The sequence below is a fragment of the Pseudomonas sp. A-R-19 genome, from assembly GCF_019956575.1.
Classification (GTDB): Bacteria; Pseudomonadota; Gammaproteobacteria; order Pseudomonadales; family Pseudomonadaceae; genus Aquipseudomonas.
The window spans coordinates 46,813-62,435 of sequence record NZ_JAHBDR010000064.1 but is presented as its reverse complement, the minus strand read 5'-3'; the positions used below and the strand labels follow the sequence as shown (position 1 = coordinate 62,435).

General features: G+C 58.3%; 11 protein-coding genes. 10 read left to right on the top strand and 1 reads right to left on the bottom strand.

All coding sequences use genetic code 11. From position 1 onward, the window contains the following. Window positions 1–815: 815 nt before the first annotated feature. A complete protein-coding gene (gene gltA / locus KGA88_RS18630; RefSeq protein WP_007977501.1) occupies window positions 816–2,105 on the bottom strand; it encodes a citrate synthase in 1,290 nt (429 codons plus the stop codon). A gap of 364 nt (window positions 2,106–2,469) precedes the next feature. On the opposite strand from gltA, the gene sdhC reads away from it, so the two are divergent. The 10 genes from sdhC (at window position 2,470) to brnQ (ending at window position 15,618) form a co-directional block, all read left to right on the top strand. Beyond that, window positions 2,470–2,844 (top strand): succinate dehydrogenase, cytochrome b556 subunit, encoded by a 375-nt coding sequence (gene sdhC / locus KGA88_RS18625; RefSeq protein ID WP_032829628.1) that lies wholly within the window; start codon window positions 2,470–2,472, stop codon window positions 2,842–2,844. After that, the gene (gene sdhD / locus KGA88_RS18620) at window positions 2,838–3,206 is read left to right on the top strand and encodes a succinate dehydrogenase, hydrophobic membrane anchor protein (RefSeq protein ID WP_056721678.1); all 369 of its coding nucleotides are present in this window, start codon (window positions 2,838–2,840) and stop codon (window positions 3,204–3,206) included. The genes sdhC and sdhD overlap by 7 nt, the downstream gene beginning before the upstream one ends. A gap of 3 nt (window positions 3,207–3,209) precedes the next feature. After that, the gene (gene sdhA / locus KGA88_RS18615; RefSeq protein WP_110659601.1) at window positions 3,210–4,982 is read left to right on the top strand and encodes a succinate dehydrogenase flavoprotein subunit; all 1,773 of its coding nucleotides are present in this window, start codon (window positions 3,210–3,212) and stop codon (window positions 4,980–4,982) included. A gap of 11 nt (window positions 4,983–4,993) precedes the next feature. Continuing rightward, entirely contained in the window at window positions 4,994–5,698 is a 705-nt protein-coding gene (locus tag KGA88_RS18610) for a succinate dehydrogenase iron-sulfur subunit (protein WP_008063297.1), read from the top strand. A gap of 253 nt (window positions 5,699–5,951) precedes the next feature. Beyond that, complete coding sequence (locus tag KGA88_RS18605) at window positions 5,952–8,783, top strand: 2-oxoglutarate dehydrogenase E1 component (RefSeq protein WP_110659602.1); 2,832 nt, start codon at window positions 5,952–5,954, stop codon at window positions 8,781–8,783. A gap of 42 nt (window positions 8,784–8,825) precedes the next feature. After that, on the top strand, window positions 8,826–10,058 hold the full coding sequence (gene odhB / locus KGA88_RS18600; RefSeq protein WP_223593364.1) for a 2-oxoglutarate dehydrogenase complex dihydrolipoyllysine-residue succinyltransferase: 1,233 nt from the start codon (window positions 8,826–8,828) through the stop codon (window positions 10,056–10,058). 98 nt (window positions 10,059–10,156) lie between these two features. Beyond that, complete coding sequence (gene lpdA / locus KGA88_RS18595) at window positions 10,157–11,593, top strand: dihydrolipoyl dehydrogenase (RefSeq protein ID WP_046819379.1); 1,437 nt, start codon at window positions 10,157–10,159, stop codon at window positions 11,591–11,593. 198 nt (window positions 11,594–11,791) lie between these two features. Then, window positions 11,792–12,958: an ADP-forming succinate--CoA ligase subunit beta gene (gene sucC, locus KGA88_RS18590; protein WP_007919879.1), complete on the top strand. Its 1,167-nt coding sequence runs from the start codon at window positions 11,792–11,794 to the stop codon at window positions 12,956–12,958. Next, window positions 12,958–13,839, top strand: a complete 882-nt coding sequence (sucD, locus tag KGA88_RS18585; protein ID WP_008032672.1) for a succinate--CoA ligase subunit alpha — start codon at window positions 12,958–12,960, stop codon at window positions 13,837–13,839. The genes sucC and sucD overlap by 1 nt, the downstream gene beginning before the upstream one ends. Before the next feature lie 465 nt (window positions 13,840–14,304). Further along, the gene (brnQ, locus tag KGA88_RS18580) at window positions 14,305–15,618 is read left to right on the top strand and encodes a branched-chain amino acid transport system II carrier protein (protein ID WP_110659448.1); all 1,314 of its coding nucleotides are present in this window, start codon (window positions 14,305–14,307) and stop codon (window positions 15,616–15,618) included. The last annotated feature ends 5 nt before the right edge of the window (window positions 15,619–15,623 follow it).

The window sequence follows — 15,623 nt, the reverse complement described above, 5'->3', positions numbered from 1 at the left end:
CGACTGCGTCGAACGGCGCTGCGCGCCAATCCCCGGATGAACACCTCCACTCAGCCTTCCGAGGGGGCGGGTGGATCAAGATCAAGAGCTGCAGGCGAGCTAACGCTCGGCCTGTTGAGTGGTGAGGAGCATGGGTGTACGCCGATCTGCCGTTGCTCTTCTGTAGGAGCTGGCTTGCCAGCGATGGCGGCCTGCTAGCCGACCAATTTCTTTCAGATGTACTCAATCCCTGTAGGAGCTGGCTTGCCAGCGATGGCGGTCTGTCAGCCAACATCAATATTGGATGTACCGGCCTCTTCGCGGGCAAGCCCGCTCCCACAGGTTTGATGTCGTATAAAAAATTGTGTTCGACGCAAATACTGTGGGAGCGAACCTGCTCGTGAAGTTGGTCTGCCGGCTAACCGAAACTTTGCAGAGCATCACGTCAGCAAACAGGCCGGCCGGTAGGCCGCCTCGGGCGCTGTTGCGGTACACGCCCCCTCGAGAGGCCGAGAGGAGGTTCTGCGCAGTGGGCAACCCGGCATGGATGCCGGGTTAGCCGCCCCCGGCCTTGGATGGCCGATGGCGGCGGGCCCACGGAGCAGGACCGGAACGAGGGCATGCCGAGCCACAGCGAGGCACCGAACGAAAGGGGCAAGAGCGTTTGGTTACTTTGCGCTTTTCAAAGTAACCCGCTGTAAGAGCGGAACCATAAGCCGCCGTTACCTAAACAACGAATATGCCCGCGATCAAAAAACGAGGCACAAACAAAAACGGCCCCTATATAAATAGAGGCCGTTCCCGATACATCTCAACACGCTACAGCAAGAAAAATCTTACTTGCGATCTTCCAGCTTGGTGATGTCACGCGACTCGTAGCCGGTGTACAGCTGGCGCGGACGGCCGATCTTGTACGGGCTGGAGAGCATTTCCTTCCAGTGGGAGATCCAGCCGACGGTCCGCGCCAGGGCGAAGATCACGGTGAACATGCTGGTTGGAATGCCGATCGCCTTGAGGATGATCCCCGAGTAGAAGTCGACGTTCGGGTACAGCGAGCGCTCGATGAAGTACGGGTCGGTCAGGGCGATCTCTTCCAGGCGCATGGCCAGTTCGAGTTGCGGATCGTTCTGGATGCCCAGTTCCTTCAACACTTCGTCGCAGGTCTGCTTCATTACCGTGGCGCGTGGGTCGCGGTTTTTGTAAACGCGGTGACCGAAGCCCATCAGTTTGAACGGATCGTTCTTGTCCTTGGCCTTGGCGATGAACTTGTCGATGTTCGAAACATCGCCGATTTCATCGAGCATGGTCAGTACGGCTTCGTTTGCACCGCCGTGGGCAGGGCCCCACAGTGCAGCGATACCGGCGGCGATACAGGCGAACGGGTTGGCACCCGAGGAGCCGGCCAGGCGCACGGTGGACGTCGAGGCGTTCTGCTCGTGGTCGGCATGGAGGATGAAGATCCGGTCCATGGCCTTGGCGAGTACCGGGCTGATCGGTTTGATCTCGCACGGGGTGTTGAACATCATGTGCAGGAAGTTTTCCGCGTACGACAGGTCGTTGCGCGGGTACATCATGGGTTGGCCCATGGAGTACTTGTAAACCATCGCGGCCAGGGTCGGCATCTTGGCAACCAGGCGGATTGCGGAGATTTCGCGATGCTGCGGGTTATTGATGTCCAGGGAGTCGTGGTAGAACGCCGAAAGGGCGCCGACTACGCCGCACATGACGGCCATCGGGTGGGCGTCGCGACGGAAGCCGTTGAAGAAGGTCTTCAGCTGCTCGTGAACCATGGTGTGGTTCTTCACGGTGCTGACGAACTGGGCCTTCTGTTCTGCGGTCGGCAGTTCGCCGTTGAGCAGCAGATAGCAGGTTTCCAGGTAGTCCGACTTTTCAGCCAGCTGTTCGATCGGATAGCCGCGGTGCAGCAGAATGCCGTTGTCGCCGTCGATATAGGTGATCTTCGACTCGCACGAGGCGGTCGACATGAAGCCTGGGTCAAAGGTGAAACGGCCCGTGGCCGTCAGGCCCCGAACATCGATAACATCGGGACCAACGGTGCCGGTTAAAATGGGCAGCTCGACGGGGGCTGCGCCCTCGATGATCAACTGCGCTTTTTTGTCAGCCATGTGGCCTCCTATTTATGCTTGAAATCATCAGACAGACCCCCCACGCAGGGCCCGCACCACTATAGTGAGATAAATTCGAATGTCAATTTGCCTAAAGTCTTGCTCCAGAAGGCTTTAACCGGACTTTTTTCTCGAAATTGGCTGCCATTTACGCCTTTTATGTCAGTTGCGCAATCAGCTGTTTGGGTTAGGTGTTTGCGTTGTCATTAGTAGCCTAACTGTCTATACTCGGCCACCGACCGCCAAGGGCTTTTGGGCTTGCTTTCATTGGGGGTCGCATCCCTGGGTGGTGGTTACCTGACCAGTGCACTCCCCAACAACTTTGCCCTGATTGTTAGGGGCTCTTCAGTGTGAAAAAAAAGCCGTGAAAAGCCAACGACCTGTAAACCTAGACCTAAGGACCATCAAACTCCCAGTCACTGCTTACACGTCCATCCTTCACCGTATTTCCGGTGTCATCCTCTTCGTGTGCCTTGCCATCATGCTTTACGCATTGGACAAGTCGCTGAGCTCCGAGGAAGGCTTCGGTCAGGTGAAAGCGTGTCTGACCAGTCCGCTAGCCAAGCTAGTGACATGGGGCATCCTGTCCGCTCTGCTGTATCACCTGGTAGCCGGTGTGCGCCATTTGATCATGGACATGGGCATCGGTGAGACGCTGGAAGGCGGCAAGCTGGGCTCGAAAATCGTTATCGCCGTTTCCGTGGTGGTAATCGTTCTGGCAGGAGTTTGGATATGGTAACTAACGTCACGAACCTGTCGCGTTCGGGCCTCTATGACTGGATGGCGCAACGTGTGTCTGCGGTCGTTCTCGCGGCTTACTTCATCTTCCTGATCGGATACATCGTGGCCAACCCAGGCCTCGACTACGCCCAGTGGCATGAACTGTTCGCCCACAACGGAATGCGTATTTTCAGCCTCCTGGCCCTCGTTGCCCTCGGCGCTCACGCCTGGGTCGGCATGTGGACCATCGCTACCGACTACCTGACGCCAATGGCGTTCGGCAAGTCCGCGACTGCTATACGTTTCCTTTTCCAGGCAGTATGCGGCGTTGCGATGTTCGCTTACTTCGTCTGGGGTGTGCAGATTCTCTGGGGTATCTGAGTCATGGCTAACATTCCAACGATTTCTTTCGACGCCATCATTATTGGTGGTGGCGGTGCCGGCATGCGCGCAGCGCTGCAACTGGCACAGGGCGGTCACAAGACTGCCGTGATCACCAAGGTTTTCCCGACCCGTTCGCACACTGTATCCGCTCAAGGCGGCATCACCTGCGCAATCGCGTCCGCTGACCCGAACGATGACTGGCGCTGGCACATGTACGATACCGTCAAGGGTTCCGACTACATCGGTGACCAGGACGCTATCGAATACATGTGTCAGGAAGGCCCGGCTGCCGTTTACGAGCTGGACCACATGGGTATGCCATTCTCGCGTACCGAGCAAGGTCGTATCTACCAGCGTCCATTCGGCGGTCAGTCCAAGGACTACGGTAAAGGCGGCCAGGCTGCGCGTACTTGCGCTGCTTCCGACCGTACCGGTCACGCACTGCTGCACACCCTTTATCAGGGCAACCTGAAAGCCGGTACCGTGTTCCTGAACGAGTACTACGCTGTCGATCTGGTGAAGAACAGCGAAGGCGAGTTCGTCGGCGTGATCGCCATCTGCATCGAAACCGGCGAAACCACCTACATCCGCGCCAAGGCCACCGTATTGGCAACCGGCGGTGCAGGTCGTATCTACGCTTCGACCACCAACGCCCTGATCAACACCGGTGACGGCGTTGGCATGGCGCTGCGTGCCGGCGTGCCGGTACAAGACATCGAAATGTGGCAGTTCCACCCGACCGGCATCGCCGGCGCCGGTGTACTGGTTACCGAAGGTTGCCGTGGTGAAGGTGGATACCTGATCAACAAGCACGGCGAGCGTTTCATGGAGCGTTATGCTCCGAACGCCAAAGACCTTGCAGGTCGTGACGTTGTTGCCCGTTCGATGGTTAAAGAGATCATCGCCGGCAACGGTTGCGGTCCGAACGGCGACCACGTAATGCTCAAACTCGACCACTTGGGCGAGGAAGTGCTGCACAGCCGTCTGCCGGGCATCTGCGAACTGTCGAAGACTTTCGCCCACGTTGACCCGGTTGTCGCTCCGGTTCCGGTTGTTCCGACCTGCCACTACATGATGGGCGGCGTTGCCACCAACATTCATGGCCAGGCGATCACCCAGGACGCCGAAGGCGTGGATCAGATCATTCCTGGTCTGTTCGCTGTAGGTGAAGTGGCTTGCGTATCGGTTCACGGTGCCAACCGTCTGGGCGGCAACTCGCTGCTCGACCTGGTGGTATTCGGCCGCGCTGCCGGCCTGCACCTGGAAAAAGCACTGACCGACGGTATCGAATACGACGACGCCACCGACGCCAACATCGAAACTGCCCTGGCGCGTCTGTCCGCTCTGAACGAGCGTACCGAAGGCGAAGACGTGGCTACCCTGCGTCGCGAGCTGCAAAACTGCATGCAGAACTACTTCGGTGTATTCCGTACTGGCGAATACATGCAGAAGGGTATCGCCCAGCTGGCTGACCTGCGCAAGCGTATCGCCAACGTGAAGATCAACGATAAGTCGCAGGCGTTCAACACTGCACGTATCGAAGCGCTGGAACTGCAGAACCTGCTGGAAGTGGCCGAAGCCACCGCCATCGCTGCCGAAGTGCGTAAAGAGTCCCGCGGTGCTCACGCCCGTGAAGACTTCGAAGACCGTGACGACGAAAACTGGCTGTGCCACACCCTGTACTTCCCGGGTGACAAGCGCGTAACCAAGCGTGCCGTGAACTTCTCGCCGAAGACTGTTCCGACTTTTGAACCTAAGATTCGGACTTATTAAGGGTGGCAGCCATGTTGCAAGTCAGCGTTTATCGTTACAACCCTGATCAGGACGCCGCGCCGTTCATGCAGGAATTCCAGGTCGATACCGGTGGTAAAGACCTGATGGTGCTGGACGTGCTGGCCCTGATCAAAGAGCAGGACGAGGGTTTCTCCTATCGTCGCTCTTGCCGTGAAGGTGTTTGCGGTTCCGACGGCATGAACATCAACGGCAAAAACGGCCTGGCGTGCGTCACGCCGCTGTCTGCCGTCGTAAAAGGTAACAAGTTGATCGTTCGTCCTCTGCCAGGTTTGCCGGTTATCCGTGACCTGGTCGTCGATATGAGCATCTTCTACAAGCAATACGAAAAGGTTAAGCCATACCTGCAGAACGACACGCCGGCTCCGGCCATCGAGCGTCTGCAGTCCCCTGAAGAACGTGAAAAGCTGGACGGTCTGTACGAGTGCATCCTGTGCGCTTGCTGCTCGACTTCCTGCCCGTCCTTCTGGTGGAACCCGGACAAGTTCCTGGGTCCAGCTGCCCTGCTGCAAGCGTACCGCTTCCTGGCAGACAGCCGTGATACCAAGACGTCCGAGCGTCTGGCTTCGCTGGATGACCCGTTCAGCGTATTCCGCTGCCGCGGGATCATGAACTGCGTCAACGTATGTCCGAAAGGCCTGAACCCGACTAAGGCCATTGGTCACATCCGTAACATGTTGCTCTCGAGCGGCGTGTGATTCAGCAGCTGTAACCGTTGTACCCGTAGATGCTACGGCGCAGGCTTCAACCGGCGCCGTAGTTTTAACCTGAGCAGCAGCTTAAAAGGCTGCGGCTCTTATTTTGAAGAAATGAGACAAGCAGGGGCATCCGGGCTGGTACCCGGACTATCAGTGTGATCCTAGTGGCTTGTTTTGGTCGCTGCATTCGGACTTCTGCAAGTTTGCTCGGTGTCGACACCGATGGTGTTCCCCTAACCGAGGGTGACCAAGCATGCAAGAAAGCGTGATGCAGCGCATGTGGAACAGTGCCTACCTATCCGGTAGTAACGCTGCCTATGTGGAAGAGCTTTACGAGCTCTACCTGCACGACCCTAACGCTGTGCCAGAAGAGTGGCGCACCTACTTCCAGAAGTTGCCTGCTGACGGCAACACTGCCACCGATGTTTCGCACTCCACAATTCGCGATCATTTCGTCTTGCTGGCAAAGAACCAGCGCCGCGCCCAACCGGTTTCCGCCGGCAGCGTGAGCAGTGAGCACGAGAAGAAGCAAGTTGAAGTGCTGCGATTGATCCAGGCCTACCGTATGCGTGGCCACCAGGCAGCCCAGCTTGACCCGCTGGGGCTGTGGCAGCGTCCTGCACCTGCAGACCTGTCGATCAATCATTACGGCTTGACCAATGCCGATCTTGATACGACCTTCCGTGCCGGCGACCTGTTCATCGGCAAAGAGGAAGCGAGCCTACGCGAAATTCACGAAGCGTTGCAGCAGACATATTGCCGCACCATCGGCGCTGAATTCACGCATATCACCGATTCCGAGCAGCGCCAGTGGTTCCAGCAGCGTCTGGAAAGCGTGCGTGGTCGTCCGACGTACTCCGCTGACATCAAGAGCCACCTGCTTGAGCGCGTGACCGCCGGTGAAGGCCTGGAAAAATACCTGGGCACCAAATACCCGGGTACCAAGCGTTTCGGTCTGGAAGGCGGCGAAAGCCTGATTCCGATGCTCGACGAGCTGATCCAGCGTTCCGGTTCCTACGGCACCAAGGAAATCGTCATCGGCATGGCCCACCGTGGCCGTCTGAACGTGCTGGTCAACACCTTCGGCAAGAACCCGCGCGAGCTGTTCGACGAGTTCGAAGGCAAGAAAAAGGTCGAGCTGGGTTCCGGTGACGTTAAATACCACCAGGGCTTCTCGTCCAACGTGATGACCACCGGCGGTGAAGTTCACCTGGCCATGGCGTTCAACCCGTCCCACCTGGAAATCGTTTCCCCGGTGGTCGAGGGTTCGGTTCGCGCCCGTCAGGACCGTCGTAACGATCCTACTGGTGAGAAGGTTCTGCCGATCTCCATCCACGGTGACGCGGCATTCGCCGGTCAAGGTGTGGTCATGGAAACCTTCCAGATGTCGCAGACCCGCGGTTTCAAGACCGGCGGTACCGTGCACATCGTGATCAACAACCAGGTCGGTTTCACCATCAGCAACCCGCTGGACTCGCGTTCCACCGAGTACGCGACCGACGTTGCGAAAATGATCCAGGCGCCGATCCTCCATGTGAATGGTGATGATCCGGAAGCCGTATTGTTCGTGACCCAGCTGGCTATCGACTACCGCATGCAGTTCAAGCGTGACGTGGTGATCGACCTGGTCTGCTACCGTCGTCGCGGCCACAACGAGGCCGACGAGCCAAGTGGCACCCAGCCGATCATGTATCAGCAGATCACCAAGCAGCGCACCACCCGTGAGCTGTATGCCGATCGTCTGACCCAGGGCGGTGTGCTCGACGCAGAGCGTGTTCAGGCGAAAGTCGACGAATACCGCAACGCGCTGGACAACGGCCTGCACGTAGTGAAAAGCCTGGTCAAAGAGCCGAACAAAGAGCTGTTCGTGGACTGGCGTCCGTATCTGGGCCACGCCTGGACCGCGCGTCACGACACTCGCTTCGATCTCAAGACCTTGCAGGAACTGTCCGCCAAGCTGCTGGAAATTCCGGAAGGCTTCGTGGTTCAACGCCAGGTTGCGAAGATCTACGAAGACCGTCAGAAGATGCAAGCCGGCGGCCTGCCGATCAACTGGGGTTACGCCGAAACCATGGCGTACGCGACCCTGGCGTTCGAAGGTCACCCGATTCGCATGACCGGTCAGGACATCGGCCGCGGTACGTTCTCGCACCGTCACGCTGTGCTGCACAACCAGAAAGACGCGGGCACCTACATCCCGTTGCAGAACCTGTACGACGGTCAGCCACGCTTCGACCTGTACGACTCGTTCCTGTCCGAAGAAGCGGTACTGGCGTTCGAATACGGCTACTCGACCACCACGCCGGATGCGCTGGTGATCTGGGAAGCCCAGTTCGGCGACTTCGCCAACGGTGCACAGGTTGTAATCGACCAGTTCATCACCAGCGGCGAGCACAAGTGGGGCCGTCTGTGCGGTCTGACCATGTTGCTGCCACACGGTTACGAAGGTCAGGGCCCTGAGCACAGCTCGGCACGTCTTGAGCGTTACCTGCAACTGTGCGCCGAGCACAACATTCAGGTAGCCGTACCGACCACGCCAGCACAGATCTACCACTTGCTGCGTCGTCAGGTGATTCGTCCGCTACGCAAGCCGTTGATCGTGCTGACGCCGAAGTCGCTGCTGCGCCACAAGCTGGCCATCTCGACGCTGGAAGATCTGGCCGAAGGTTCGTTCCAGACCGTGATCCCGGAAATCGATGCCCTGGACCCGAAAAAGGTCGAGCGCGTTGTTCTGTGTAGCGGCAAGGTCTACTACGACTTGCTGGAAAAACGCCGTGCCGAAGGCCGTGAAGATATCGCCATCGTGCGTATCGAGCAGCTGTATCCATTCCCTGAGGACGACTTGAAAGAAGTCCTGGCTCCTTACACCAACGCCAAAGCTGCCGTTTGGTGTCAGGAAGAGCCGATGAACCAGGGTGCCTGGTACTGCAGCCAACACCACTTGCGTCGCAGCATCAGCAACCTCAACAAGTCTCTCGTACTTGAGTACGCGGGCCGTGAGGCTTCTGCTGCACCGGCATGTGGTTACGCATCGATGCACGCTGAGCAGCAGGAAAAACTGCTGCAAGACGCCTTTACTGTTTAACGCCTTCGCGCACCTGAAACCGAATTTAAGGACCCACAGATAATGGCTATCGAAATCAAAGCCCCCACTTTCCCGGAATCGGTTGCCGATGGCACCGTTGCCACCTGGCACAAACAACCGGGCGATGCGGTCAAGCGCGACGAACTGATCGTCGACATCGAAACCGACAAAGTCGTGCTGGAAGTTCTGGCGACTGCTGACGGCGTGCTGGGCGCAATCGTCAAGGGCGAGGGCGAAACCGTCCTGTCCGACGAAGTCCTGGGCTCCATCGTTGAAGGCGGCGCTGCTGCCGCCGCTCCTGCTGCCGCCGCTCCTGCTGCCGCTGCTGCTCCGGCCGCTGCCGCTGCTCCAGCTGCTGACGGCGAAGACGACCCGATCGCTGCACCTGCCGCTCGCAAGCTGGCTGAAGAAAACGGCATCAACATCGCTTCCGTTGCCGGCACCGGCAAAGGCGGTCGTGTGACCAAGGAAGACGTGGTTGCAGCCGTTGCTGCCAAGAAAGCCGCTCCGGCTGCCGCGCCTGCCAAGGCTGCTGCTCCGGCTGCCGCTGCTCCTGTGTTCGCTGCTGGCGACCGCATCGAGAAGCGTGTACCGATGACTCGCGTACGTGCAACTGTTGCCAAGCGTCTGGTTGAAGCTCAGTCGAACATGGCGATGCTGACTACTTTCAACGAAGTCGACATGACCGAAGTCATGGCACTGCGTTCGAAGTACAAGGATCTGTTCGAGAAGTCCCACAACGGCGTGCGCCTGGGCTTCATGTCGTTCTTCGTGAAAGCGGCCACCGAAGCGCTGAAGCGCTTCCCGGCTGTCAACGCCTCGATCGATGGCGGCGACATCGTTTACCACGGCTACGCTGACGTCGGCGTTGCAGTTTCCAGCGATCGCGGCCTGGTTGTACCGGTTCTGCGTAACGCCGAACTGATGAGCCTGGCTGAAATCGAAGGCGGCATCGCCACCTTCGGCAAGAAAGCCCGCGACGGCAAACTGTCGATGGACGAAATGACCGGCGGTACTTTCACCATCACCAACGGTGGTACTTTCGGTTCGATGATGTCGACCCCGATCGTCAACCCGCCACAAGCAGCCATCCTGGGCATGCACAACATCATCCAGCGTCCTATGGCCATCAACGGTCAGGTCGTTATCCGTCCGATGATGTACCTGGCACTGTCCTACGATCACCGCCTGATCGATGGCAAAGAAGCTGTGACCTTCCTGGTGACCATCAAGAACCTGCTGGAAGATCCGGCTCGTCTGTTGCTGGATATCTGATAGAAGCAGCCATGAGCTGCAAGCTCGAGCTGTCGGAAAACCCGCAGCCTGGCTTGCCGCTCGCGGCTTGAAGCTTTTCGCTAAAGAGGATTTTTTGAATGTCGCAGAAATTTGACGTAGTAGTGATCGGCGCGGGCCCTGGCGGTTACGTGGCTGCCATCAAGGCCGCTCAGCTTGGTCTTTCGACTGCCTGCATCGAGAAGTACACCGACAAGGAGGGCAAACTGGCTCTGGGCGGTACTTGCCTGAACGTCGGCTGCATTCCATCCAAGGCGCTGCTGGACAGCTCCTGGAAGTACAAGGAAGCCAAAGAAGGCTTCGCGATCCACGGTATCAACCACGCTGGCGTGACCATGGACGTGCCAGCAATGGTCGGCCGCAAGGCCACCATCGTCAAAGGCCTGACCTCTGGCGTTGCGACCCTGTTCAAAGCCAACGGTGTGACTTCCATTGAAGGTCACGGCAAGCTGCTGGCCGGCAAGCAAGTTGAAGTCACCAAGCCAGACGGCTCGGTAGAAATCATCCAGGCCGAGAACGTCATCCTGGCTCCAGGTTCGCGTCCGATCGACATTCCACCGGCTCCGGTCGACCAGAATGTGATCGTTGATTCGACTGGCGCCCTGGAATTCCAGACCGTGCCTAAGCGTCTGGGCGTGATCGGCGCTGGTGTGATCGGTCTGGAACTGGGTTCGGTCTGGTCGCGTCTGGGTGCAGAAGTGACTGTCCTGGAAGCCCTGGACACCTTCCTGATGGCCGCTGACGCAGCTGTTTCCAAGGAAGCGCTGAAAACCCTGACCAAACAGGGCCTGGACATCAAGCTGGGCGCTCGCGTGACCGGTTCCAAAGTGAACGGCGACGAAGTCGTGGTGAACTACACCGATGCCAAGGGCGAACAGAACATCACTTTCGACAAGCTGATCGTAGCCGTTGGTCGCCGTCCGGTGACCACTGATCTGTTGGCTGCCGACTGCGGCGTGACCCTGGACGAGCGCGGTTTCGTGCACGTTGATGATCACTGCGCCACCACCGTACCGGGCGTCTACGCCATCGGCGACGTGGTTCGCGGCATGATGCTGGCGCACAAGGCCTCGGAAGAGGGCATCATGGTTGTCGAGCGCATCAAGGGCCACAAGGCCCAGATGAACTATGATTTGATCCCTTCGGTTATTTATACTCACCCGGAAATCGCGTGGGTGGGTAAAACCGAGCAGGCCTTGAAAGCTGAAGGCGTTGAAGTTAACGTCGGCACCTTCCCGTTCGCAGCCTCTGGCCGTGCCATGGCTGCCAACGACACCGGTGGTTTCGTCAAGGTCATCGCTGATGCCAAGACAGACCGCGTACTGGGCGTCCACGTGATTGGCCCAAGCGCTGCCGAACTGGTTCAGCAGGGCGCGATCGGTATGGAATTCGGCACCAGCGCTGAAGACCTGGGCATGATGGTTTTCTCCCATCCGACCCTGTCTGAAGCCTTGCACGAAGCTGCTCTGGCAGTGAATGGCGGCGCCATTCACATCGCCAACCGCAAGAAGCGTTAAGACATAATAAGAAACCACGGCGGTTTGGCCCGTCGTGAGCCTTGCATGCAAGACTCACCGCGGAATATCCGCTGGACGCAGTCTTGCATAGCTGCACCGGATATCCGGAAAGGCTATGCAAGCAGCAGTCACAGGTGGTGCGGCACTTGAATGAGTGCAGCACCGAATGCGCAGTACCTAACGAAGACGGTAATAAGCATGAATCTTCACGAGTATCAGGGTAAGCAGCTGTTCGCTGAGTACGGCCTGCCAGTTTCCACCGGTTACGCGGTAGACACCCCGGAAGCAGCAGCAGAAGCTTGCGACAAAATCGGCGGCAGCGAGTGGGTTGTCAAAGCCCAGGTCCACGCCGGTGGTCGCGGTAAAGCGGGCGGCGTAAAGCTGGTTCGCAGCAAAGAAGACGCCAAAGCCTTCGCACAGCAGTGGCTGGGCAAGCGTCTGGTGACTTACCAGACTGACGCCAATGGTCAGCCAGTCACCAAGATCCTGGTTGAATCGTGCACTGATATCGCTAAAGAGCTGTACCTGGGCGCTGTCGTTGACCGTTCGAGCCGTCGCATCGTGTTCATGGCTTCCACCGAAGGTGGCGTGGACATCGAGAAAATCGCTCACGACACTCCAGAAAAAATTCTGAAAGCCACTATCGATCCACTGGTTGGCGCTCAGCCATTCCAGGGTCGCGAGCTGGCATTCCAGCTGGGCCTGGAAGGCAAGCAGGTTGCTCAGTTCGCCAAGATCTTCGTAGGTCTGGCCAAACTGTTCAAGGATCACGACCTGGCCCTGCTGGAAGTGAACCCGCTGGTGATCAAGGCTGACGGCGATCTGCACTGCCTGGACGCCAAGATCAACATCGACGCCAACGCCATGTACCGTCAGCCTAAGCTGAAGACTTTCCACGATCCGTCGCAAGACGATCCGCGCGAAGCGCACGCTGCCAAGTTCGAACTGAACTACGTAGCGCTGGAAGGCAACATCGGTTGCATGGTCAACGGTGCTGGCCTGGCCATGGGTACCATGGACATCGTCAACCTGCATGGCGGCAAACCAGCCAACTTCCTCGACGTGGGCGGCGGTGCTACCAAGGAACGCGTTACCGAAGCGTTCAAGATCATCCTGTCCGACACTAACGTCGCTGCAGTACTGGTTAACATCTTCGGCGGCATCGTTCGTTGCGACATGATTGCCGAAGGCATCATCGGCGCTGTGAAAGAAGTCGGCGTGAAAATCCCGGTTGTTGTTCGCCTTGAAGGCAACAACGCTGAACTGGGCGCTAAAGTACTGGCAGAAAGCGGTTTGAACATCATCGCTGCTACCAGCCTGACCGACGCTGCTCAACAAGTTGTCAAAGCTGCGGAGGGCAAATAATGAGCGTCCTGATCAATAAAGACACCAAAGTTATCTGCCAGGGTATTACCGGTTCGCAAGGTAGTTTCCACACCCAGCAAGCCATCGAGTACGGCACCAAGATGGTTGGTGGTGTAACTCCAGGCAAAGGCGGCACCGAACACCTGGGCCTGCCAGTGTTCAACACCGTTAAAGACGCAGTAGCTGCCACTGGCGCTACCGCCAGCGTGATCTACGTTCCGGCTCCTTTCTGCAAAGATTCGATCCTGGAAGCGGCTTTCGGCGGCATCAAGCTGATCGTCTGCATCACCGAAGGCATTCCTACCCTGGACATGCTGGACGCTAAAGTTAAGTGCGACGAGCTGGGTATCACCCTGATCGGCCCTAACTGCCCAGGCGTGATCACCCCAGGCGAATGCAAGATCGGCATTATGCCAGGTCACATTCACTTGCCAGGCAAGGTCGGTATCGTTTCCCGTTCCGGCACCCTGACCTACGAAGCTGTCAAGCAGACTACTGACGCCGGTTTCGGTCAGTCGACTTGCGTCGGCATCGGTGGTGACCCGATCCCGGGTTCGAACTTCATCGACATCCTGAAGCTGTTCCAGGAAGACCCGAAGACCGAAGCGATCGTGATGATCGGTGAGATCGGCGGTTCGGCTGAAGAAGAAGCGGCTGCCTACATCAAGGCACACGTGACCAAGCCAGTTGTTTCCTACATCGCTGGTGTGACTGCTCCTCCGGGCAAGCGCATGGGCCATGCTGGCGCAATCATCTCTGGCGGCAAAGGCACTGCAGACGAGAAATTCGCTGCTCTGCAAGACGCAGGCGTTAAAACCGTGCGTTCGCTGGCAGACATCGGCAAAGCCCTGGCTGAGCTGACTGGTTGGGCTGTCAAGTAAGCCTCGCGCTTAGCTGACGCTTCACCAAACAAAGGCCACCCTCGGGTGGCCTTTGTCGTTTCCGGCATTTGTGTTGTCCGCAGGGCTTTTGTGGCGAGGGGGTTTGCCCCCGTTCGGCTGCGCAGCAGCCGTCATTCAGGACGATGCAGTGCGCCTGACATTATCCGAATGCAGGTTTTTCGGGGTCGCTTCGCAACCCAACGGGGGCAAGCCCCCTCGCCACAGAGGTCCGTGTAGATAAATTTGATACGTAAACGCGACACGAAAATGTCGTAGATCGGAATGTTCGCCCTCTAACAGTGCGTTTCTGGTTCAAATTCGTTAGGCTACGCGCCATTTTTGCGTCCGCTGCCCACAAGGCGGCAACGCGCTAAAAGGGTTGGTTTTATACGGACCGACAGCATTTCCCTCACCCATAGGGAAATCCCTCTCTAAATTCCGATTCAGTAGTGTGGTATTTCCTTAATGAAAGTGTTGAAAGGCCAGGACATCCTGGCACTTGGTTTTATGACGTTTGCCCTGTTCGTCGGGGCTGGCAACATCATCTTCCCGCCTATCGTCGGTTTGCAGTCCGGGCCTAATGTCTGGATGGCGGCGCTGGGCTTCCTGGTCACCGCAGTCGGTCTGCCCGTGATCACCGTTGTAGCCCTGGCCAAGGTCGGTGGTGCAATGGATGCATTGAGCAGCCCGATCGGTAAAGTGGCAGGCGGCCTGTTGGCGGCGGCCTGCTATCTGGCCGTGGGGCCCCTGTTCGCGACGCCGCGTACCGCGACGGTTTCGTTCGAAGTGGGCCTGGCGCCGTTGACCGGTGAGAGCCCGCTGGCGCTGTTCCTGTACAGCTCGGTTTACTTCCTGCTGGTGTTTTTCATCTCGCTGTATCCGGGTCGTCTGCTGGATACCGTAGGGCGCTTCCTCGCGCCGCTGAAGATCATTGCCCTGGCCGCTCTCGGCATCGCCGCATTCGCCTTGCCGGCCGGTGACATTGGTCAAGCAACCCCTGAATACCTGGCGGCACCGTTTTCCCAGGGCTTCATCAATGGTTACCTGACCATGGATACCCTGGGCGCCCTGGTGTTCGGCATCGTCATCGTCAACGCCATCCGTTCCCGCGGCGTCGAGTCGCCAGCACTGATCACCCGCTATGCGATCATCGCCGGCCTGATTGCCGGTGTGGGCCTGGCACTGGTCTATGTCAGCCTGTTCCGTCTCGGTTCGGGCAGCCATGAAGTGGCCGCAGGCGCTACCAATGGCGCGGCGGTATTGCATGCTTACGTGCAGCACACCTTCGGTTCGCTGGGCAGCGGTTTCCTCGCCGTGCTGATTTCGCTGGCGTGCCTGGTGACCGCGGTCGGCCTGACCTGTGCCTGCGCCGAGTACTTCAGCCGAGTGCTGCCACTGTCCTACAAGACGCTGGTGATCATCCTTGCGGCATTCTCCCTGCTGGTGTCCAACCTGGGCCTGACCAAGCTGATTGCGTTCTCGATCCCTGTACTGACCGCGATCTACCCGCCGTGCATCGCCTTGGTGGCCCTGAGCTTCTGCAAGGACTTCTGGCATGAACAGGGCCGCATCGTCGGCCCGGTCATGCTGGTGTCGTTCATCTTCGGCCTGATCGATGCCTTGAAGGGTGCCGGTCTGGCGGACTGGATGCCGACACAAATGGCGCACCTGCCGCTGAGCGAGCAGGGCCTGGCCTGGCTGGTGCCGTCGGTGATGACGCTGGTGGTTGCGGTTATCTGCGACCGTATGCTGGGCAAGCGCGAAGAAGCGCTGGCTTAAAGCTT